We start from the raw sequence: 21,718 nt of genomic DNA on the forward strand, positions 1-21,718 counted from the left end.
ACCAGTGCGGTAAGCAGCATCAGTGCCACCACTTTCGGTTTAGTGAGCGTGAAATAGTGATGCGCGAGTGATTTCTCCGCGCTGGAGGTAAACGTCGCGGTTTTACTCATGAGCACTCTCCTTAATGTCGATCACTGACTGGCGCTTTGGGGATTGCACCCTCACAGACGCGGCGATTCTCGGGCTGATGCGCTGCGTCGCTTTCGTTGACGCACTGACTTGGCTCAGCAAGTAATTGGCTCTCAGCGTGGCGACCAACAGCAGCGCTGCGCCCAGGTTGTGTGCAACGGCAATAGCCAAAGGTAAACTGAGCAGTACGTTACTTACTCCCAATGCGATTTGAAGGACCAACAGCCCAAGTAGCCAATGGGCACAGAGGGTAAACTCCGTATTCCGATAACGCTTAAGCGCAACCACCAACGCGAGAACAAACAGCATCACCAGCATAGCGCCAAAACGATGCGTGACATGAATCGTCATTCGCGCGCCATAGTCGAGAGTACCGAATTCGTAACTCTCACTCTTAGGCTGGATAAGCTCAAAGGCCGTCCCAAAATCCAAATATTGCGTCCAGTTTCCCTCACAAATCGGCAGCGAAGTACACATCAGCGCGGCGTAATTTGATGAGGTCCATCCCCCTAACGCCACCTGCGCTACCACTATCAATGCCGTGATCCCAGCCAACCAGCGCAGTCCACGAGATACTGAAATGTCACCCAGTCGGTGCGCCAAAGGATAACGAGTCACATGCCAATAGCTCAAACAAAGAAGGCTAAACAGCGTAAAACCACCAAGCAGGTGCCCCATGACGACAATCGGCATCAGCTTCATCGTGACCGTCCACATCCCCAGTAACGCTTGAAACACAATCACGGCAGGGAGTGCGAGAGACAGCCCAACAGGTAACGCTCGATGCTTCAAGCCAAGGTAGGGGATAGCAAATACCAGTAAGCCAAGGCTGCCGGCAAAGTAGCGATGGATCATCTCAAGCCACGCCTTGTCAGCTTCTACCGTCAGCTCAGGGTAAAGCGCGGTCGCTTTGGCCAGTTCGTGGCTTTCATTGGGCACCGTTAAATGGCCATAACAACCGGGCCAATCCGGACACCCGAGCCCTGCGTCAGCCAAACGGGTATAGGCACCAAGAAGAATGACCATCAAGGTGAGCAGTAAACTGGCTCTTAGTAACGTAATCACACTTCCCCCTTACCCGACGCGAGACAGCTTGAGCAATTTGCGCAAATCCGCCAGTAAGCCTTTGCTTTGCGCGGGTAGTTGGGCGAGGTCTTGCTCTGGTGGATAACGCATCACTAACTGCCCCAATGGGTCGATAATCACATACTCAAAGTCCCCGACCACTTGATGAAACGCCTCATTGATCGCAATGCTGGTCAGCACGTGCTCTTCTAGGTACGGTGCGCTTTTATCGGTGCGCAGCAAGACTGGGGTGACGCGTTCTTTATATTTTCCTAGTGCAATGTGAGTTTGACCAAGAAGATGAATTTGCTGTTGGCATCGCGCCTCACATTCGCTCGGCAAGACGTAGCCCAGTTGCCACTGTTTATGCTGAAAAGGATTGGCGACACCGAGCGAATCAAAGGTGGTGAGCGGTTCGATTAGAGTCCCTTTATTGGTCACGCCCGAGTTGTACCACTGCTTGACCAAAATCGCCTTGGCGGCAATCACGGGGAGAGTGAAAAACAGCACCAACGCGATCAGCGTCAAGCGCCCTCGGGTGACACGACGTGTATCGACCGAATTCGGGGTTCCCATTTTAGCGGCATGAGTCATGCGACACCTCCTTGTGAGTAGAGTCTAGGCTGCGATGATGCGCCTTGACCTCTGCAAGCGTTCTTTTGATGGTACGAAACAGCAGCAGTGAGACAATCAGTAGCAAAGCCAGCGCCATAGAGAACCATTGCACGGCGTAACCCAAATGCTTCTCTGGGCTCATCGATATGGGTTGCCACGGCTGAGGGTAGGGCCAACTTTCCCCAGTGGTTGCACCCATCGACCAAGTGGTAGGCTGCGCAATAAATGTCGCCATCGGTGCGGCCCACTGTTTGGTAAGCGCCTCTGTATTGATGTTTTGCACCCGCGCGGGGTTGCCCGCTTCGTAATACAGCTCATTGCTGAGCGGGTTGAACGATTTCTGATACAACCTTGCGCTCATCGAACCGGGCTCGCGCAACCACTCCACCTCAGGTAATACATCTCGTGTTGCTTTTGCTTCCACCCAACCGCGCTCGACCAACAGATGCTCATCCACACCACGCACATCCACCAATTGAATCGCTAAGTAGCCAACCTTGCCTTGGTATGACTGATTGTCGAGCAAGACGGTTTTTCCTGCGATGGGGGTGTAATCGAAATGCACCATCACACCGGTTGGCTGCGCTCTCTGCGCTTGAGACAACGCACTAAGCGCGACAGGGCCTTGCTGCAAATGCTCTGCGACGCTTTGCGCGATCTGCGCTTTTTCTTCTGCGCGCGAGAGCTGCCACAAGCCAAGTTTGACCAAAAAGCAAAAGGCAACCACAGTTAACAGAACCATCAACGCAAAGCCTCGGGTATAAAACCGGCGACGTAAGGAATCTCGGATGATTTTTTTGTTTAAACTGCTGCTCGTGCTCTTACTACTGTTCATTCTGTTTAATCTTGGCCTTGCATTAATTGAGATGGTCAAAGGCCCGCGCCAAGACACCTCCAAAGAAGACAACAAACCCATGAGTCACTATTTGGGGCGACGTGTGTTCCTCTCTGCTCTCGCGGTCATTTTGTTAATTGCCGCGCTGCTTAGTGGTTTCATTGAGCCGAACGTGCGCCCCTATTAACCGCTCTCATCTGCCTGTCTTTTTCTTTGTCTACCTCTTTAAAGCACGTAGACAAAGACAAACAAACACAGCCACACCACATCCACAAAGTGCCAATACCAACTGCCCGCTTGGAAAGCGAAATGGTCCTTCGGCGTAAAATGGTCTTTCGCCACACGTGCCAGCAAAATGATCAAAAACGTTGTCCCGAGCAGCACGTGCATGCCATGAAATCCCGTCAGCAAAAAGAAGGTGTTGCCGTACACCCCGGATTGCAGAGTGAGCCCTAAATCTTGATAGGCGTGCACATATTCCACCCCTTGGTAGTAAAGGAAGAAGCAGGCCAACACAATCGTCAGCTCCAACCAAACGATCAGGGCCATACGGTGATTTTTTTCCAAACTGGTGTGGGCCAAATGCAGCGTGATGGAGGAAGTCAGCAGCAACAAGGTATTGATCAGCGGGATGCCCTGCCAAGGCATCGCTGTGGTGGTCGTGCCTGAGGGAGTGGTGGTGAGCGGCCACAACGCCTCAAAAGCGGGCCACAGCACCTCATGAGTCATGGCGTTGTTACTCGCGCCGCCAAGCCAAGGGACAGAAACCATGCGCGCGTAAAACAGCGCACCAAAAAAGGCGCCAAAGAACATGATTTCCGAGAAGATAAACCAGCTCATTCCCTGACGAAACGAGCGAGAAAGCTGCTCGGAGTATTTGCCACTCATGCTCTCAGTGATCACATTGCTAAACCAACCTGCAAACATATAGAGTAAAAACAGTAAGCCTGCGGTTAAGATCAGCTTTCCGAAGACACTGGTATCGCCCCCTTCTGCCATACTCTGCACCGTGATCCCGGCGCCAACAGCAATTAAAAAGAGCGCCACGGCGCCGACGATAGGCCAGCTACTCTGCGCGGGAACAAAATACGGTTGATGTTTCGTACTCATGGGGTAACTCCTTGCTCAAGGCTTCCTTGACTCACCCTTTCTTGACTCACAATACCTCGACTTCCATTCTCTTGACGTCCATTACCTTGACTCCGACTACCTTGACGGAATATGTCTTGAGCCGCCAGTGGCACCGATGCGACCCGAGCCATCGCAGTGACAGGCGTTGAGGCATCATCAACAGCAGGTGGCGTCTCTTTTTGCGTGATGTCGTACAGGGTGTAAGAGAGTGTCAGTGTATGAATCGAATCGGGAATGTCCGGTTCGATGTAAAAAATCAGTGGCATCTCGGCATCTGCCCCTGAATCTAGGGGCTGCTGATTAAAACAAAAGCACTCTATTTTGTTGAAATAGGTGGCCCCTAGGCCGGGTGAGACCGACGGTACTGCTTGCCCCACTACGGTATGATTGGCGAGGTTTTTCGCCTGATACGCGGTTTGAATCACCTCGCCCGGGTGCACATCGAGATGGGTCAATTTGGGTTGAAACTGCCACTCGATACCCGGATTATTGTGCGCCATAAATTCCACTCTCACGGTGCGCGAGGTATCGATACTCAACCCGGCAGGTGCCACCACCGACTCGCTGTTGGTTTTGCCATTGATGCCCAACGCATCGCACATCACGTCATACAGCGGCACGAGTGCAAAACCAAAACCGAACATAGCGACGACCGCAGCGCACAGCTTTAAGGTCAATTTCTGGTTCGCATTTGCTTGGTTCATCTCTCACCTCAATCAATCTTAGGTGGTGTTGAAAAGGTGTGATGTGGTGCAGGGCTAGGCACGCTCCACTCCAAACCTTCTGCACGCTCCCACGGTTTCGCGCTTGCCTTTTCGCCGCCGCGAATGCACTTAATGACGAGCCACAAGAAAATCAGTTGAGAGAGACCAAAGGCAAACCCACCAATGGAGACGATTTGATTGACGTCGGCAAACTGAATGGCGTAATCAGGAATGCGTCTTGGCATCCCCGCAAGGCCAAGAAAATGCATCGGAAAGAACAAGGTATTGACGGAAATGACCGAGCACCAGAAATGCCACAAGCTCAACCTATGGTCATACATGTGACCCGTCCACTTCGGCAACCAGTAATACGCTGCCGCCATGATCGAGAAGACCGCACCCGAGACTAAGACATAGTGAAAATGTGCCACCACAAAGTAGGTATCGTGATACTGGAAATCCGCAGGAACGATCGCCAACATCAAGCCCGAAAATCCACCAATCGTGAAAAGAATGATAAACGCGATAGCAAACAACATAGGCGTTTCAAACGTCATTGCCCCTCGCCACATAGTCGCGACCCAGTTAAACACTTTCACCCCAGTCGGCACCGCGATAAGCATGGTGCAATACATAAAGAACAGCTCAGCAAACACCGGCATGCCGGTCGTAAACATGTGGTGCGCCCAAACCAAAAAGGAGAGCAGCGCGATACTGCACGTCGCGTAGACCATTGAGTGATAACCAAAGAGTTTTTTACCACTAAAAGCGGGGATAATCGCCGAAATGATACCGAATGAGGGCAAAATCATGATGTACACTTCCGGGTGACCAAAGAACCAGAAAATGTGCTGGAACATCACCGGATCGCCGCCCCCAGCCGCATCAAAAAACGAGGTGCCAAAGTACTTATCGGTCAACACCATGGTGACCGCCCCTGCCAACACCGGCATGACCGCGATCAGCAGAAACGCGGTGATAAGCCAAGTCCAAACAAACATGGGCATTTTGAACCAAGTCATGCCTGGCGCGCGCATGTTGACGATAGTGACGATGACGTTGATCGCGCCCATGATGGAGCTGATGCCCATAATATGTACAGAGAAGACAAACAGCGCGGTGCTATCAGGGCCATAGGTGGTCGACAGCGGCGCATAAAACGTCCAACCGAAATCGGGGCCACCGCCTTCAGTAAACAGCGAGGCAATCAGAATCAAGAACGCAAAAGGCAGAATCCAAAAACTCAAGTTGTTCATGCGAGGTAGCGCCATATCCGGCGCGCCAATCATCATTGGAATCATCCAGTTTGCAAGCCCAGTAAAAGCCGGCATTACGGCGCCAAACACCATGATCAATCCATGAACCGTGGTCATTTGGTTAAAAAACTGCGGCTCCACCAGTTGTAGACCCGGTTGGAACAACTCAGCGCGAATCACCATCGCCATCGCGCCGCCAGTAAGGAACATGATAAAGCTGAACCAAAGATAGAGCGTGCCGATGTCTTTGTGGTTGGTGGAGTAAATCCAGCGGTAAATACCGCTTGGCGCATCGTGGTGATCGTCATGATGATCTTCTATCACGCCCTCAGCGTGACCAGCGCGGCTTAGCTCCGCATCCGTTACAGGCGCAGATTTAACGTTGTCTGCCGTCATAGAGTCAGATTTGGACGTTTTCATTGTCCCTCCTCGGCTGCGCCAGCATTGTTAGCGCTTTTTGAAGCTTTATAGGCATCGACGTCTGACGCTTGTATGACGTCACCCGTATTATTACCCAGTCCATTACGTTGATAAGTCACCACCGCCGCAATTTCTTTGTCGGTCAATTGATTGGCAAACGCCTGCATGGCGGTGCCCGGGCGGCCATAGACAATGGTGTCAATGTGATTGTTTATCTCACCCGTCGCCACTTTACTGCCCGTGATTGCCGGGAACGCCCCCGGAATACCAGCGCCATTGGCTTGGTGACATACCGCGCAGCGATCGAGATAGACTTTCTCGCCCAAGGTGACGAGCTCTTCGAGAGAGAGTGTTGCCGTCAGCGACGCCGCAGCCTCTTGTTTGGCTAAAGCAAGTTGTGCTTTTTTATCCGCTAGCCACTGCTCGTACTCTGCTTCTTCCATTGCGTGGACCACGATCGGCATAAAACCATGCGCCCTCCCACACAACTCAGCACATTGGCCGCGATACACCCCAGGCTTATCGATGCGCGTCCACGCCTCGTTAACAAATCCTGGAATGGTGTCTTTCTTGACTGCAAAATCTGGCACCCACCAAGAGTGGATCACATCATCGGACGTCATCAAAAATCGTACTTTGCGATTGATCGGCAACACTAACGGGTTATCAACCTCCAGCAGGTAATGGGCGCCTTTTTCTTCAATGCCATCGATCGCTTTTTGACTGGTCGCGAGCAAACTGAAAAACTCGACGTCTTCATCAAAGTAGCTGTAGTGCCACTTCCATTGCGACCCGGTGATTTTGATCGTTAAGTCCGATTGTGACGTGTCTTCCATGGCCACTAAGGTTTTGGTGGCGGGGATTGCCATCAAGACCAAGATGACTATCGGGATCACCGTCCAGATCACTTCGACTTTGGTGCTTTCGTGGAAATGCGCCGCAACCGCGCCTTTGGATTTTCGGTGGTGATACATGGAATAGAACATGATGCCAAACACCACCAGTGCGATGGCGCAGCAGATGTAAAAAATCAGCATGTGCAGTTCATACACCTGACCGCTGATATTGGTCACACCTTGTGTCATGTTGTAGGTGGTGTCCTTGGGGCTTTCCTCGGCCGACGCGTGGGCGGGTAACACCAACCACACACTGGTTATTCCATAGCCAAGCCATTGCCCAAGTAATCGCCACAGTGCCTGCTGTACTCGTTTCAAACGATGTCTCCTTTGCTCGGTAGCCTACTGGCTAACTCGCTTGAACTCAGCGTTCCCTCACCGCACCTTGGCCTACTACACATCACCCGAAGGGAGTCGCTCAGTTGATTCCTATAAAAAGCGAAATTTGGTTTAATTTGTTATATTTATGTTAACAAAATGAATGTAATTAAAAGCTAGTTGGCGTTTTCAGATTGTGCAAGCGGTTGACAAGGTCCAATGATTTTTTTGTGACCCAATGTTTTTTATCGGCAAAGTAATTTTGTCGGCATAGCCATTTTGGCCGCATAGTGATTTAACGATTGCGCTCCTATAAATGATAATTGATATCAATTAAAATCATCACAACCATAGTTACACTGTCGTCCATTGCTGTAATAGATAGCTACAATACAAAGAGAACGACATACAAACCGTCAGTCGCAAGACCTACGAGGAACTCTTAACATGAAACAGTATGATCAATGGCTAGCACGCGATCCCGATCCCGCCACCCGTGAAGAGCTACAACGTCTCATCGAGCAGCAGCAACAAGCAGAACTTGACGATCGTTTTAGCCAACGGCTCGAATTTGGCACCGCGGGCCTAAGGGGCAAAGTGGGTTGTGGGCCTAACCGTATGAATAGGTTGGTGATTCAAGAAACCGCCACAGGGCTAGGTCACTATCTGCTAGCACAAATCCCACAGGCGGCTGAGCGCGGCGTCGTGGTCGGCTACGATGGCCGCATCGATTCCAAACAGTTTGCACACGATACCACTGCGGTACTGACGGCCCTTGGGATTAAAGTCTTTCTCACCCATCATGTTGCCGCGACGCCTATCGTGGCGTTTGGTGTCAAACACTTTGGCGCGGCAGCGGCGGTGGTGGTGACAGCCAGCCACAACCCACCGGAATACAACGGATTTAAAGTCTACTGGGAGAATGGCGCTCAGATCATTCCACCGCATGATTCCGGCATTGCGAAGCACATTGAAGAGGCCGCGACGGCGCCGCTCTCGCTGATGGATCTTAGTGATGCTGAGGCTCAAGGCTTGCTCGTTTGGCTTGATGACACGTACTACAACACCTATCGACAGGCCATCAACACTCACCCGCAACTCGGCCAAGCGCAAGCCCCCATTACCATCAGTTACACCGCCATGCATGGGGTCGGCGCCGAGATGGCAGAAGCCCTGCTCAGCGATGCGGGCTTTAACCAAGTATACAGCGTCAAAGATCAGCGTGAGCCAGATGGCCATTTCCCGACCGTCAACTTCCCCAACCCCGAAGAAGCGGGCGCGATGGACAAAGTGATTGAATTAGCCAAGGCGCACAACGCCGATCTCGCCTGCGCCAATGATCCCGATGCGGATCGCTTTGCGGTGGCGGCGAGAACCGCGCAAGGCGACTATCAAATGTTAACCGGCGATCAAGTGGGCGCGCTGTTTGGTCATTATCTACTGAGTCATTTTGATCGTAGCCAAGGTGTCACGCCGCTAGTGGGAAATACCATTGTCTCTTCGACACTGCTCGCCAGCATCGCACGCTCGCTTGGCGGTGAGTACTACCAAACGCTGACGGGCTTTAAGTGGCTGACTAACGTTGCCATGAGTAAAGTATCGAGTGATCGCCCGTTCCTGTTTGCCTATGAAGAGGCGTTAGGTTACACCATTGGCACCACTGTCTGGGATAAAGATGGCCTGTCAGCGCTGGTGGCGTTTGCTCAGTTGACGGCAGAGTTAGCACGCCAAGGAAAAACCGTGTGGGATCAACTGGAGACGATTTATCGTCAACATGGCATGGTGGTCAATGCGCAGCGCAGTATTGCCCTTGACCCAAGCGCCCCCGCTATTGGAGAGAGCCTAAGAGCCTCACCAGTCAGCCAAATTGCAGGGCGTGACATCGAACGGGTCGACGATCTCAAAACGCTCACCACCACCCATCAAGATGGTCGAGTGGAGACCATAAATTTACCGGCCAGTGATGTGCTTATCTATCATCTCGCGGGTGGCGCGCGTGTGATTGTTCGCCCTTCCGGCACTGAACCTAAAATTAAATGTTATTACGAAGTGGTCGAAGTCTTCCCACCTGAGCAAAGTTTTGCCGAAGCCAGCAGCCACGCTCAGCAAGTGATGGATTTGCTCATCAGTGAACATCAAACCAGCTTAACGCACCTTTAGCACTCAAGCGCTTTTGTGACACGAAAGCGCTTTGTATAACGGCCTCATTATCGATAAGCTAGCAGAATCAATGGCATGTCGCCTATCGCGCTGGCTTTTCACCTGGCGAAAAATAGAGACCAGTGCAAAACGGATAATTGAGGCTTATGGACACCGACACACTCCCCACCCACCAAACCCGTAGACGAGAACAATTCCTCAAAGGTAGCCTTGCTATGGTGCCTCTGAGTATTGCGGTGATCCCTTGGGGATTGCTCGCAGGCTCGTTTGCCATCGACGCGGGATTGACCAGTTTAGAGAGCCAAGCGCTCTCGGCGATTTTGTTTGCGGGTTCCGCACAATTAGTCGCAACGGGCATGTTTAAAGCGGGCGCAGGGCTTGCCACTATGTTGCTCACCACCTTCTTTATTACTTCCCGTCATTTGCTGTACAGCGTGTCGATGCGCAATCGAATCAGTCCACTGCCTCTAAAATGGCGTCTGACGCTCGGTTTTTTGCTGACCGATGAACTGTTTGCTATCTGTGGTCAGCAATCTGAGCAGCAGTTCGATCGCTGGTATGCCTTGGGCGCTGGCCTCAGTTTTTATCTTTGTTGGAACTTAGCGACCTTAGCGGGCATTGTGCTTGGCAATCAAATCCCGATGATGAATGAGCTCGGTCTCGAGTTTGCGGTTGCGGCGACCTTTATTGCCATCGTCGTGCCCAATATTCAGTCGTCGCCAGTGATCGTTGCCGTACTCACTTCGCTGATCGTCGCGGTCACTTGTCACTATTTCTCACTCGATGGAGGACTGATGCTAGCAAGTATAAGTGGCATGTTGGCAGGTTATGTGACGGAGCAAGTGAAAGGGAGATCAGCATGATTTTAGGATCAATTTTAGCGATGACGGCGTTGGTGTTTCTCAGCCGCTACCTGTTTCTTGAGCCCAAATTACCACTCAAGCTAAATCACAGTATGCAGCGCTTGCTCAGCTACTCAGCGCCTGCGGTATTAACCGCCATTTGGGCACCGATTGTCTTTATACCGGAGGGAGAGCTGTGGCTGTCACACAGCAATCCCTATTTAGTGGGCGCAGTGATTGCGGCCTTGATTGCTTGGAAAACCAAAAACGTATTGCTGACCACCGTGATCAGTATGTGTCTTTTCCTGCTATTGAAACTGATGTAACTCACGCATCCGATTAATGCGCAATCCACTCAATCTCCATCAAGGTGGTGTCATCGGTTTTCAACCGCGCAAGGAAGCGATCGCCACTGTGCACCTCGCCCACCCCTTGTGGCGTACCTGTCATGACCACATCCCCGTCATATAGCGTGGTGTAGCTGCCGAGCTCTTGCAAAATTGTTTGTGGAGAATAGATCATCTGCGTGACTGCACCTTTTTGAACGCGCACGCAGTTGATGTAGAGCTCAATGCTCAGCGCATTCACCTCTATGCCATCGAGTGGCATAAAACGGCTAAGCACCGCAGAGCCATCAAACGCTTTTGCTCTCTCCCAGGGTAATCCTTTCCCTTTGAGAGACGACTGCAAGCCGCGTTTGGTCAAATCAAGCCCTAGCCCGACATGGCTATACTCTCCGTTCGTCACCACAAAACAGATCTCCGCTTCGTAATGAAGTGGCTCTTGATGAAAAGAGGACAAGGTTGACGCAATCGCACTGGTTGGCTTGTTAAACACCACCATCTGCTCTGGAACGGCGTTACCCAACTCGTGAATGTGTTCGATATAGTTGCGGCCAATACAGACGATTTTGCTAGGGGTAATCTCACTGCTGCCGAGTTTTATTGACGTCATTTTTCCATCCGTGGTGATCAATTGTCGCTGTCAACTAAAGTACCGATTCTAAATGAGTTTTTTGACAATTTAACCTACCAATCTGATAAATTCAGATCTGCGACTGTTATTTTTGGTTGTGTGTGAATACTTCTGCCAACCAAAGGTATCACGAATGGGAAAAACTCAGTCGCACGGTAAACAACACCATAAATGACGAAAAGACATAGACCCTACTTTCAGTGGTGAGGCTAACCAACGAGGCGCCCATCACTGCCTCGCTTATGCCATCCAGACAGTTGGTTTATATAATCACGAAGAAGCCCATGGGATTCATCATCCACATGGGCTTCTTTTTAACTAATCGTACGGTTAACTACGTTCTAGTGGTTAACGTGCATTCACCGCTTTGATAAAGGTCTCTTGTGCGCCTTCAACGTTGAGCGCTTTGGCTTCTTCTAGCAGACTCAAGGCTTTGTCGAGTAACCCTGCATTGACCGCGTTTTCAATGCTAGACAAGTAGAAAGACTGCTGAGCGTCAGTCAACAATGACGACTCTGCTACTTCATCGGTGCTGATCAGCGCCACCTCTGACGTCGGTTGATTCGCGGTGCTCTTTTGCTCTGCCAACTCTTTTTGGAACTGAGCATGAGCGGTATCCGTGCTCGCAACGGTGATCGGCTCTTCAACGATGACCGCGTCATCCACGGTTGCAACCAGTGTCAGCAGGCCAAATTCTGCATGAGGAATGATTGGGTTAGGGACATCAGGCGGATAGTTTCCGCGAGCAATAGCGTCAAGCTTAACGGGATGCAAGACTTCAGACTCCCCCGAGACCAACTCAGGCGTAGTAAAGACCAACAATTTTACTTTCTGTTTACCTACAGGCTGAACCGTCACTTCACTGACAAGGCGATCGCCATCAAGCGCGTACGCATGTTTGTATTCAAAATCGTCTTTTCCAAAACGCTTGAGGACTTGATTGTTTTCATTGAGCAGCAACGCATTGGGGTAAAAGACCGTTTTTTTAAAATGACTAACGAGTTCTAACTCCAACTCTTTGCCTTGCGTATCGATAGTAAACGCGGCAATGGCACTTTGACCTGTCGTAAAGGTGTAGGTCTGGTTGGTTTTATCAATAGCAAAATTAATTCGCTTGGTTGGCGTTACCTCAACCCATTGAATGTCTGAGTATGACTGAGCCACTTGAGCAACACCCGCGGAATCAAAGACAACGGTTTCCGTCGTAGTACAGCCAAGTAGTGCCATGCTGATTGCACAGCCTAATACGAGTTGTTTCATCGCTACCTCTGCGTTAAACGAAAAAAGCCGACTACAATAAGCCGGCTTGGATTTATGGACTTATAAGACTAGGAAACTATATTACCACCAAGCTTCCATTTGAATACCAACACTGAACTCTGTGTCATCGGTATCATTTGCAAAGCTATCTGCTTCGTGATCCATGAAGTATGAACCGTAGATACGGATTTCAGGGCGCGCCCAGAAGCTAGAACCCGCAGACCATGCTTGTGCAATCGTTAGCTTAGAACCAGACGCGTCTGTCGTCGTGCCACCAGACTTTGTTTCGTCAGCAAAGTAACCCGCTTCAAAGATAGTACGCATGTTCTCATCCCACTTATACATTGGGCGAACAACTGCGTTGTATGCGGTGATGTCACCATCATCAGTATCATTTGCTTGTGCATACATGACTACGTGACCCAATTCCCAAGCGTCCCCTAGACCTGTCACACCCCAGTTGATGATACGAAAGCCATCAGCGTCATTGTTACCACCTGAGCGATCAAACCAGCCACCGCCACCATAGGTCGCCATTTGCTTACCGTAAGAAGAGGTGCCGTATTGAAGAACAGTTTGGTTGAAGCCATTCGATAAGCCTTGACCGATGACTGCCGTTAGCAACACACCGTCATCAGCCGCCACTGTTTGGCCTTTCGCTTCAGAAGCAAAATCATACGCTAAGGCGAGTTCTAAGTTGGCATTTTCCCAAAGATCGATACCTGCATAACGTAGGTCTAAAGTATAGCCTGACACAGTTTCATCTTTAGTTTTGTCGACCTCTTTATAACAGGTATCATCAGCTGGCGTACCAGACCCAGTGCATTGGTCCTTGTCAAATACAAATTCTTTACCGTCGGCCACCGTTTGTGATCCATCATCATGCATTAAAGCAACGGACAGTTTACCGCCACCTAGAGATAGATTTTCGATACCGCCACCTGCACCACCAGACGTATCAAGAAAGTAGAAGTCAGTGATGTGAATGTCTTTACGTTGGTAGTAACGCTGGCCAGCCCATAGAACGGCGTCTTTATCTGAATCGATCAAGCCTTTGGCTTGCACGTTCATCACACGTAATGCGTTAGAATTACCTTCCCAGTTATTGTTACCTGCTTGGCCGTAAGCAACCAATGACTCCAGTTTAAAAGAGACATCGCCTTTGTTGTACAGCTCAGCATTCAAGCCAATTTCTGCGTAAAGGTCGTCTTCATTACCAAGACGGCCTACTTTGTTTTTCTCGTAAGTCACGTGAGAACCTTCACCACTCAGGCCAACACCTGCACGAGAGTAACCGTGGAATTCCACATCAGCTGCGAAAGCACCAGCAGATAATGTCGCAGCCACTGCAGCAGCAATTACACTTACTTTTTTCATTATTTAACTCCATTTATAGGGATTATTATTCTTTTACTCTCTTCCTCTAAGGACATCCCGCAAGGCAGTAACGGAGTGTTTGAAAAAGAGAGGTAAGATAGGACTTGGCTTGCGCTTCATCCTCGTTCGTTTCAACTGTGGCTAGATTAACGAAGCGGGGTAAGGCTGACTTCCTCCACCTCAGATTAATTTGAGGGGGATGAGAAGGGAGGAGGAATGTGGGAGTACGCCGTTGATTTGGTTGAGATCACACTAATCGGGAGGAGTAGAGGAGGATTTCGAAACAAAGTTTCGCACCAAATGACACACGGCTCACGATTTGGTTTTTTGGTTTCATTAAATTGTAATTAAATTTCATTGAGAATTATTTTGGTAATAGGCTTGACCTGCTATAAACAAAACTATTTACTAAAGTGAGATTGAAAAACACACGACAATAAGTAAAAGACAATGCAGTGCTCTCGCCCATACCCATTAGGGGCCACCTTGGATGCAGCAGGTTGTAACTTCTCGATTTTTTCGCCTTCTAACCAAGACTTACAACTCGCGCTTTTTAAAGCCGATGGCTCTTATACGACGTACCCGCTCGATAATGAAGACGCGGGTATTAAGCACACCTATATAGAAGGGATTAAAGCGGGGCAAAAATACGGCTTTATTACCCGGGTCAACGATGCAGAGCATTATCTCTCTGACCCTTATGCCAAAGCCCTGGATAAGCCTCTCTTCTATGACCTCCCTTTCAATGCTGAAAAAAGTTTCCAATTAGCCAAGTGCGTCGTCACTAAAACCAGTTTTGATTGGCAAGGTGTCGCTAAGCCTCATCGCCCGCGTGACGAAATGGTGCTGTTTGAAACGCACGTCAAAGGGGTCACCAAACTTAACCCAAATGTGCCTGAATACTCTCGCGGCACCTACTTGGGCTTAGTCAGCGAAGCGATGATCCAATTTTATAAGCAGCAGAACATCAATACCTTGCAACTGCTGCCTGTCGCTGCTTGTATGCATGAGCCGCACCTGCTCAAGATGGATAAGGTCAACTATTGGGGTTACAACCCATACTTGTTTATGGTGCCTGACCCAAGATACGCGATGCACGATGCCGTGACTGAGCTGAAAACCACCATTCGCGAGCTGCATCGCCACGGTATCGAGGTGATTTTGGATGTGGTCTACAACCACACCGCCGAAGGTGGCGCAGATGGCCCAGTGTTTAACCTCAAAGCGCTGGATGTTAACTACTACTTGCGTCACGACGATCACTACGCCAACTACACTGGCTGTGGCAATACGGTGGATCTCTCTTACCAGCCGAGCCTCAACTTAGTCATGGACACGCTGCGTTATTGGGCGCAGGAGTTCCAAGTGGACGGTTTCCGCTTTGATTTAGCCGCAACCTTGGGTCGTGAACGTGAAGCCTTTAACCCCAATACCGCTTTCTTTAAAGCCGTCGCCCAAGATCCAATCTTGCGTGAGGTGAAGCTGATTGCCGAGCCTTGGGACATTGGCCCGAACGGCTATCAAGTGGGGAATTTTCCAGTTGGATGGAATGAGTGTAACGATCGCCTAAGAGACATCACCCGCAGCTTTTGGCGCGGTGACCAAGGCTTTATGAAAGAGTTTGCGACACGCATTATGGGCTCGCGTGACCTCTACAGCGCTGCGAATTGGCCCTATAAACTGACCGTTAACTACATCACCTATCATGATGGCTTTTGCATGCAGGACTTGGTCTCCTACAAGCAAAAGCACAATGACGCCAACGGCGAACAAAACCGGGACGGTCACGGGGATAACCGCTCCGCAAACTATGGCATCGAAGGGCCAACCGATAATCCGCGCATTATCGAAAAACGCGAGCGGCAGAAACGCAATTTCATGGCGAGCTTACTGTTCGCCTTCGGCATTCCGCACATTTTGACCGCCGACGTCCTCTCACATACCCAAGGGGGCAACAACAACGCCTACTGCCAAGACAACGAAATTAGCTGGCTCAATTGGTCTATGACCCAAGAAAAGCAGAGCTTTCGTGAGTGGCTAGCGCAAATGGTGAAAGCACGTCAAACCTACATGGTACCGTTCATTCGCGCCTTTAGTGGCGATACCCGCAATGAAAACCGCGTGCTATGGAGACGCATTGATGGCACCTTCATGGAACATGAAGATTGGAACCAACTGAGTTGTGTCGCGTTGCAACTGGGCATCGACAAAGCAGGTGACGAGCTGTTCTACTGCATCAACCAAACTACGGCGCCCGCGCGCTTTACCTTGCCAGCAGAAAATCAACAAGAGTGGATGATGATCTGCAACACCGATTCGCACGAAGTGCATCAAACCATTGATCACAAGCAAGTGCTGATCGCGCCAGGATCGATGGCGATTTTCCACTACAAGGCGATTTAAGCCAGTGGCAGACAAACTCTCTACTACCGCGCTGGCAAAACAGCGCGGCTTGGACGCCAAAGCCTTGTTTAATCAGTTGAAACTGGCTGGCTACATCAATCGTGATGACGAGAGTTGGGTGTTGACGGAACTGGGCAAAAAGTTTGGTGGTGACTACGCCACCCACCCCAAATTTGGCCAGTTTATCGTCTGGCCAAGCAACCTACTGATTGATAGTGACGCCACCAGCGGCAAAACGCTCACCGCCACCGAGCTTGGCGAGCGCTTTTCCCTAGCGGCGAAAAAAATCAATCAGCTGCTTCAAGAACTCGGTTGGATCCAAAAAACCGAGCAAGGCTGGCAAGTGAGCCAGACGGGGCTCAGTGTCGGTGGTTACCAACGTGAGGATAAACAGAGCGGCCAGAAATTTGTCGTCTGGCATGACTCAATAGCGCGAAACAAACGCCTGAGGCAAACGGTGGTCGAGTTTTCCGGTCAAGATGCACACGCGCACGCGACGGATAAATCCCTCTATAGCTTTCGGCAAAAGTTTGAAGCCAAACATCGCACCTTAGACGGGCACTATGTGCGCTCCAAAGGTGAGCTATTGATTGATAACTGGCTGTACATGAACGGCGTTGTCCACGCCTACGATAGACCGCTGCCTATTGAGCAAGATGTGTTGAGCGATTTTTATCTACCTACAGGCAACGTCTATATCCAGTATTGGGGCTCAGACAGCGGCGCAATGCCAGATGACCAACGTGAGACCCTTCGCGCCCTCTACACTCAACACGGTTTTGAACTGCTTGAGATACACCCAGAAGAGGTCGAGACGCTCGATGAGTGCTTACCCGCGAAACTGCGCGCTTACGGTATCAAGGCGTATTAACCTCTCACAGGCCAAAACTAAGGCGTATTCACCGACGCCAACCATTCAACAAAGGCGCTCAAATTCGGATTGTCGCTGTCTGCGGGAGCGATCAAATAGTAGCCTTTGCCGGACAGTACCTCATGCTCAAAAGGCTGAATCAGTTGCTGATGCTCGATTTGACGCGCTGCCAGAGTGAGATCGCCGACCGTCATCCCGTAGCCCAGTTGCGCGGCATTCATCGCTTGATCCAAAGTGGCGAAGGTTTGGTTACGTGCGCCGCGCAGTTGACTTAACCCAATACTATCAAGCCACAGCTGCCAATCGGATTGCTCCGCATTCGCGTGTAGCCAGTTAACGCGCCGCAATGACTGGTAAGCATCACCGCCCCCCTCTTGCTGCGCTTGGTGCCAAATCTGCGGTGCACAAACTGGGGAAAGGCGCTCCTCAAACAAAAGCACCTGTCTCACACGCTTGGTCGCACTCGCTCGGCCATACATGATCACCAGATCAAAACTATCAAAGTTAGGGTGGAGCTGATGCTTGGTGGTCGAGGTAAGCTCAACATTGATATCCGGATGAGAAATCTGAAAGGCCGTCAATTTTTCCAGCAAAAACGTGGTGATACAGCTAGGCGCATTGAGTTTAATGCGGTTGGCGCTCTCTGCGACCTCACGCACCGCATTTTGCAATTGGTGAATAACCGCTTCGGCCAGTGGCACAAACTTGAGTCCGTCTGGTGTCAGTGCCAAACCGCGAGCGTGGCGATAAAACAGACTCACCCCCATCATGGATTCAAGTGACTGAATCTGACGGCTGATCGCCCCTTGCGTCATCGCCATCGCACTCGCCGCATGAGTAAAATTGAGATGCTCCGCCGTTGCCAAGAAGGCTTGCAAATTTTTTGTCGAAGGAAGTCGATGATTCATCGTCAATACTTGTCTGCCAGAATGCTACGACTCTAGCACAAATCATGTTAAAACCCCTAGCACAAGCCATGACAAAAATGCATGGCTATCATGTATTAATTTCGTTTCATCCAACTCCCATTTTTGACTAAATTGGCAATACAAACCGCTTATAAGAAATAATTTTTCATTGTGAGCGACTATAAAATCATTCAAAGGAACGTAAATGGATTCATTAGCGGATAAATTAGCGCCTGAGAGCATAAAAAAATTAATACCTTATCAATCTGCTCGACGCATAGGTGGTCATGGGCGCGTGTGGCTCAACGCCAACGAGTTAGAGACCCCGATCTTTTTTGATGAACAACAATCCGATTACTCCCGTTACCCTGACTATTTGCCTCACGACATCGCGCGCGCTTACCAAGCGTACTGCCATACCGACCAGGATGTGATGGCCGTACGCGGCGCCGATGAGGCGATTGATCTGTTGGTCAGAACCTTTTGCCAGCCAGGTAAAGACAAGATCGCGATTTGCTCGCCAACCTACGCCATGTATGAGTTTTGCGCCGAATCCTTCGCGGTCGACACTATCGATGTCCCTTTGATGGGCAATGCTTTTACGTTAGATGTTGAAGGCATCAAATGCGCAGCGCCAAAGGTTAACCTTATTTTTCTCTGCTCACCGAATAATCCGACGGGCCAACTGCTCGCCCGTCAAGACATCATTACTGTGCTCGAAAATACAGCGAACGACGCCATCGTGGTCGTGGATGAGGCATACATTGAGTTTGAACTTGGCGAGAGCGTGGTCGACCTTATCGATCACTATCCGCATCTAGTCGTCATCCGAACCTTATCCAAAGCCTTCGGTTTGGCGGCGGTGCGCTGTGGTTTTATCATCGCTCAACCCGCGGTTATGGACTATGTGAAAAAGCTCGTCCCTCCTTACCCGATGCCTGACAGCACGGCGGAGATTGTGCTTAAAGCGCTCAGCAACGAGGGACTAAAGAAAGTCGCCGCGGCGACTCAGCGTCTGATTGAGACCAAACAGCGCTTTATCGCGCGCATTGACTCACTGAACTGGATCGAGACCCTCTATCCGAGCGCGACAAATTTTGTTCTAATTCGCACCAAACCCGGTGTGGACCTGTTTCAGTACCTCGCCGAGCATGGCGTGGTCACGCGCAATCAGGCTCATGAGCCAAGTTTGAAGCATTGCGTTCGTATTACCATCGGCTCAGAGCAAAGCATGGATGAAGTTGCCGAGCTCATGTGTCGCTACCCCGCCACTTCGGCGCAGTAACCCATTATAAAAAGGAACCACGATGAAAAAACTCCTCACTCTCATTGCTTGCACCGCCACTATGATGACCGCCCCAGCGTTGGCGAAAACCGTGCGTCTGGCGTCTGATTTCACTTATCCCCCTTTCAACTACATGGATGCCGATGGCAAACCTGCGGGCTTTGACATTGAAATCGCCGATGCCCTATGTGCTGAAGCAAAACTGGAGTGCACTTGGGTATCACAAGGTTGGGATGCGTTAATTCCAAGCTTACTCGCGCGCAAGTCGGACGTCATCATGGCCTCGATGCGTATTACTGAAGAGCGTAAAAAGCGCATTCTGTTTACCGACAAGTATTACCAAACGCCAGCACGTTTCGTCACCGCTAAGCAAGGCAACATTGAGATCAGCCAAGCCGGACTGAAAGGGAAAGTGATCGGTGTGCAGTCAGGTACGATTCACGACCGTTACGTCACGGACAAGTTTGGTGATGTGGCTGAAATCAAACGCTACAGTGGTCAAGATGAAGTGTACATCGACATGCAAAACGGTCGTCTGGACGTCACCTTTGGTAACTCAGATCAACTCGCGCTTGCCTTCTTAGACAAAGAGATTGGTGCAGGGTTTGAATTTGTGGGTGAAGCGGTGACTGACAAAGCCTACATTGGTGAAGGCACCGCACTGGCACTACGTCAAAGCGACACGGCCTTAGCCGAGCAGTTTAACCAAGCTATTGCCGCCATTCGCGCCAACGGCACTTACGACAAGATCGCCAGCAAATACTTTAGCTTCGACATCTACGGCGAATAAATAACGGCGGACCAATGAGTCACTGAGCGAATGACGCATTTTCCTAACCGTTCGTCTAAGAGAGCGTCAAAAAGAGAGCCCCGCACACTGTTATATATAGTAAGCGGGGCTCTTTGGTGAGTGGTACTCGCGGAATCTACGGGCGATTTGAATAGCGTGCCCGAGCGGCTTGCTCGACGGGCACAACCGTTTTACCAATCGGTGCGAGCGAAATCAGCGCCAATTTCAGGTGTTGCAGCGCGAATGGGATACCAATGATGGTGATAAAGCACGCCACCGCAGAACAGATATGACCAATCGCAAGCCAAATCCCCGCCAGTAGAAACCAGATGATATTACCCACCAGCCCAAATGGACTGGTGCCAATGTCGACCTCATTGGTCAGCTCTTCACGGGAAATCGCCTCTTGGCCAAACGGAAAAAAGGAAAAATTTCCCATCACAAAGCACGCCCGCCCCCAAGGAATGCCAATGATGCTGATGAACGCCAGCAGACCAAATAGCCACCACATCAGCCCCATAATGACGCCGCCGCACACAAACCAAATCACATTGCCTAGCATTCTTAGCATCGTCATTCCCAGATCTCCTCAGTCACTGTTGGTCGGTGGGTTTTACCCCTACCCCGTTGGTCATCTATTCAAACACAAAACCGCTTCGCATGCTCATTAGCTGGCCAGCGCCTGCCACACAGCCGTGATACCACTGATACTGCACAGCAATAAGGCGCCCACGCGAATTTTCTCTTTGGGTAACGAATGCGTCGTCATCTGAGCCAGCTTGTAGCCCACCCAAGCGGCAGGGATCAGCGGCACGGTGATCCAGACATGGTGCCAATTCAAAAAGCCCGCTGGCATTTGAATCATCAAAGAAATGATCGAGCTAAAGACAAAGAAGGCCGAGAGATTACCGCGCAACTGGTTTGCTTCTTGATGCTGCAACAAGAGCGCCATCGGCGGCCCGCCAATGGCGCTGCTAGTACCAAAAAAGCCAGAAAAGAAACCTGCGATGCCCATTTTGACGGGGGTTGGCTCAATACGAAAAGGCAGCAGACTCACCGCCACGGCAAACAGCACTAATAAACCGAGCCAAAGCGCGAGCATGTCGGTCGAGACCATCACCAGCAACACGCCACCAGCGATAGAGCCCGGCACACGACCAATCAACGCCATTTTCAAACCGCCAATTTCCACACTGGCGCGATGCTTGAGCGCATTCAGCAGTGAAATAAACAGCGCGACGAGACAGATCGGGGCGGGGACATAATCCGGTGACACTAAAAACAGCAGTGGCGCCGCCACAATCGCCAAACCAAAACCGATGGCGGTTTGGACAAAAGAACCAATAAAAATAAGCAGCGCCGCAATCAGCGCCTCTGAAGTCATCCACTCAGCAAACATAGGTCAACACAAGCAAAAAGCGGTGTTTACCGCTTTTGATAATCAATCAATAACTTATTTTAACTGAGATAGTGTCATG

Annotated in this window: 20 protein-coding genes and 1 pseudogene; 8 read left to right on the plus strand and 13 right to left on the minus strand. The window is 50.5% G+C overall.

Annotated elements, in window-relative coordinates:
* Window positions 1-102: 102 nt before the first annotated feature.
* Genes AC6R1O_RS04055 through AC6R1O_RS04065 form a run of 3 tightly spaced genes read right to left on the minus strand, consistent with a single transcriptional unit; the run spans window position 103 to window position 2,551 of the window.
* Window positions 103-1,194: a COX15/CtaA family protein gene (locus AC6R1O_RS04055; protein ID WP_500630199.1), complete on the minus strand. Its 1,092-nt coding sequence runs from the start codon at window positions 1,192-1,194 to the stop codon at window positions 103-105.
* A 9-nt stretch (window positions 1,195-1,203) separates the two neighbouring features.
* Window positions 1,204-1,788 (minus strand): redox-active disulfide-containing membrane protein, encoded by a 585-nt coding sequence (locus AC6R1O_RS04060; RefSeq protein WP_500630200.1) that lies wholly within the window; start codon window positions 1,786-1,788, stop codon window positions 1,204-1,206.
* A complete protein-coding gene (locus tag AC6R1O_RS04065) occupies window positions 1,772-2,551 on the minus strand; it encodes an SURF1 family protein (protein WP_500630201.1) in 780 nt (259 codons plus the stop codon). Before AC6R1O_RS04065 ends, AC6R1O_RS04060 begins: the two co-directional genes overlap by 17 nt.
* A 46-nt stretch (window positions 2,552-2,597) precedes the next feature.
* Here AC6R1O_RS04065 and AC6R1O_RS04070 point away from each other — a divergent pair, with 46 nt between their 5' ends.
* Window positions 2,598-2,831, plus strand: a complete 234-nt coding sequence (locus AC6R1O_RS04070) for a DUF2909 family protein (RefSeq protein WP_487902182.1) — start codon at window positions 2,598-2,600, stop codon at window positions 2,829-2,831.
* Window positions 2,832-2,869: 38 nt separating this feature from the next.
* Here AC6R1O_RS04070 and AC6R1O_RS04075 read toward each other — a convergent pair whose 3' ends face one another.
* From AC6R1O_RS04075 to coxB, 4 genes and pseudogenes are all read right to left on the minus strand, one after another.
* On the minus strand, window positions 2,870-3,754 hold the full coding sequence (locus AC6R1O_RS04075) for a cytochrome c oxidase subunit 3 (RefSeq protein ID WP_500628470.1): 885 nt from the start codon (window positions 3,752-3,754) through the stop codon (window positions 2,870-2,872).
* A 155-nt stretch (window positions 3,755-3,909) separates the two neighbouring features.
* Window positions 3,910-4,479 (minus strand): annotated as a pseudogene (locus AC6R1O_RS04080) (cytochrome c oxidase assembly protein); the annotation flags it as partial.
* A gap of 8 nt (window positions 4,480-4,487) precedes the next feature.
* On the minus strand, window positions 4,488-6,155 hold the full coding sequence (ctaD, locus tag AC6R1O_RS04085) for a cytochrome c oxidase subunit I (RefSeq protein ID WP_500656521.1): 1,668 nt from the start codon (window positions 6,153-6,155) through the stop codon (window positions 4,488-4,490).
* Window positions 6,152-7,312: a cytochrome c oxidase subunit II gene (gene coxB, locus AC6R1O_RS04090; protein WP_500656528.1), complete on the minus strand. Its 1,161-nt coding sequence runs from the start codon at window positions 7,310-7,312 to the stop codon at window positions 6,152-6,154. The genes ctaD and coxB overlap by 4 nt, the downstream gene beginning before the upstream one ends.
* Before the next feature lie 504 nt (window positions 7,313-7,816).
* Here coxB and AC6R1O_RS04095 point away from each other — a divergent pair.
* From AC6R1O_RS04095 to AC6R1O_RS04105, 3 genes are all read left to right on the plus strand, one after another.
* Window positions 7,817-9,529: a phospho-sugar mutase gene (locus AC6R1O_RS04095; RefSeq protein ID WP_500656522.1), complete on the plus strand. Its 1,713-nt coding sequence runs from the start codon at window positions 7,817-7,819 to the stop codon at window positions 9,527-9,529.
* Window positions 9,530-9,675: 146 nt separating this feature from the next.
* Window positions 9,676-10,392: an AzlC family ABC transporter permease gene (locus tag AC6R1O_RS04100; protein WP_500656523.1), complete on the plus strand. Its 717-nt coding sequence runs from the start codon at window positions 9,676-9,678 to the stop codon at window positions 10,390-10,392.
* Window positions 10,389-10,697: an AzlD domain-containing protein gene (locus AC6R1O_RS04105; RefSeq protein WP_487902175.1), complete on the plus strand. Its 309-nt coding sequence runs from the start codon at window positions 10,389-10,391 to the stop codon at window positions 10,695-10,697. The genes AC6R1O_RS04100 and AC6R1O_RS04105 overlap by 4 nt, the downstream gene beginning before the upstream one ends.
* 13 nt (window positions 10,698-10,710) lie before the next feature.
* On the opposite strand, the gene AC6R1O_RS04110 is transcribed toward AC6R1O_RS04105, so the two are convergent.
* The 3 genes from AC6R1O_RS04110 to lamB form a co-directional block, all read right to left on the minus strand.
* Window positions 10,711-11,325, minus strand: coding sequence for a fumarylacetoacetate hydrolase family protein (locus tag AC6R1O_RS04110; protein ID WP_500656524.1), 615 nt, complete (start codon window positions 11,323-11,325; stop codon window positions 10,711-10,713).
* Window positions 11,326-11,694: 369 nt separating this feature from the next.
* Window positions 11,695-12,606, minus strand: a complete 912-nt coding sequence (locus AC6R1O_RS04115) for a MalM family protein (protein ID WP_500632826.1) — start codon at window positions 12,604-12,606, stop codon at window positions 11,695-11,697.
* An 81-nt stretch (window positions 12,607-12,687) separates the two neighbouring features.
* On the minus strand, window positions 12,688-13,983 hold the full coding sequence (lamB, locus tag AC6R1O_RS04120) for a maltoporin LamB (RefSeq protein WP_500632825.1): 1,296 nt from the start codon (window positions 13,981-13,983) through the stop codon (window positions 12,688-12,690).
* 450 nt (window positions 13,984-14,433) lie between these two features.
* Here lamB and glgX point away from each other — a divergent pair, with 450 nt between their 5' ends.
* Together glgX and AC6R1O_RS04130 are read left to right on the plus strand one after the other, a co-directional pair.
* On the plus strand, window positions 14,434-16,386 hold the full coding sequence (gene glgX, locus AC6R1O_RS04125; RefSeq protein ID WP_500656525.1) for a glycogen debranching protein GlgX: 1,953 nt from the start codon (window positions 14,434-14,436) through the stop codon (window positions 16,384-16,386).
* Between the two features lie 4 nt (window positions 16,387-16,390).
* Window positions 16,391-17,257 carry a glycerol kinase gene (locus tag AC6R1O_RS04130; RefSeq protein WP_500630208.1) on the plus strand — a complete coding sequence of 289 codons (867 nt, stop codon included), beginning with the start codon at window positions 16,391-16,393 and terminating at the stop codon, window positions 17,255-17,257.
* A 17-nt stretch (window positions 17,258-17,274) separates the two neighbouring features.
* Here AC6R1O_RS04130 and AC6R1O_RS04135 read toward each other — a convergent pair whose 3' ends face one another.
* Window positions 17,275-18,165, minus strand: coding sequence for a LysR substrate-binding domain-containing protein (locus AC6R1O_RS04135; protein WP_500626789.1), 891 nt, complete (start codon window positions 18,163-18,165; stop codon window positions 17,275-17,277).
* Between the two features lie 205 nt (window positions 18,166-18,370).
* Between AC6R1O_RS04135 and hisC the strand changes: the two genes are divergently transcribed.
* On the plus strand, window positions 18,371-19,450 hold the full coding sequence (hisC, locus tag AC6R1O_RS04140) for a histidinol-phosphate transaminase (protein WP_500630209.1): 1,080 nt from the start codon (window positions 18,371-18,373) through the stop codon (window positions 19,448-19,450).
* 22 nt (window positions 19,451-19,472) lie between these two features.
* On the plus strand, window positions 19,473-20,240 hold the full coding sequence (locus tag AC6R1O_RS04145) for an ABC transporter substrate-binding protein (RefSeq protein WP_487903701.1): 768 nt from the start codon (window positions 19,473-19,475) through the stop codon (window positions 20,238-20,240).
* Window positions 20,241-20,376: 136 nt separating this feature from the next.
* Here the strand turns inward: AC6R1O_RS04145 and AC6R1O_RS04150 are convergent, their stop codons facing one another.
* Together AC6R1O_RS04150 and AC6R1O_RS04155 are read right to left on the minus strand one after the other, a co-directional pair.
* On the minus strand, window positions 20,377-20,811 hold the full coding sequence (locus AC6R1O_RS04150; protein WP_334552219.1) for a YccF domain-containing protein: 435 nt from the start codon (window positions 20,809-20,811) through the stop codon (window positions 20,377-20,379).
* A gap of 96 nt (window positions 20,812-20,907) precedes the next feature.
* The gene (locus AC6R1O_RS04155; RefSeq protein WP_487903702.1) at window positions 20,908-21,639 is read right to left on the minus strand and encodes a sulfite exporter TauE/SafE family protein; all 732 of its coding nucleotides are present in this window, start codon (window positions 21,637-21,639) and stop codon (window positions 20,908-20,910) included.
* Window positions 21,640-21,718 lie beyond the last annotated feature (79 nt).

The sequence above is a fragment of the Vibrio sp. R11-SG3-ISO3-SZ genome (assembly GCF_059834345.1).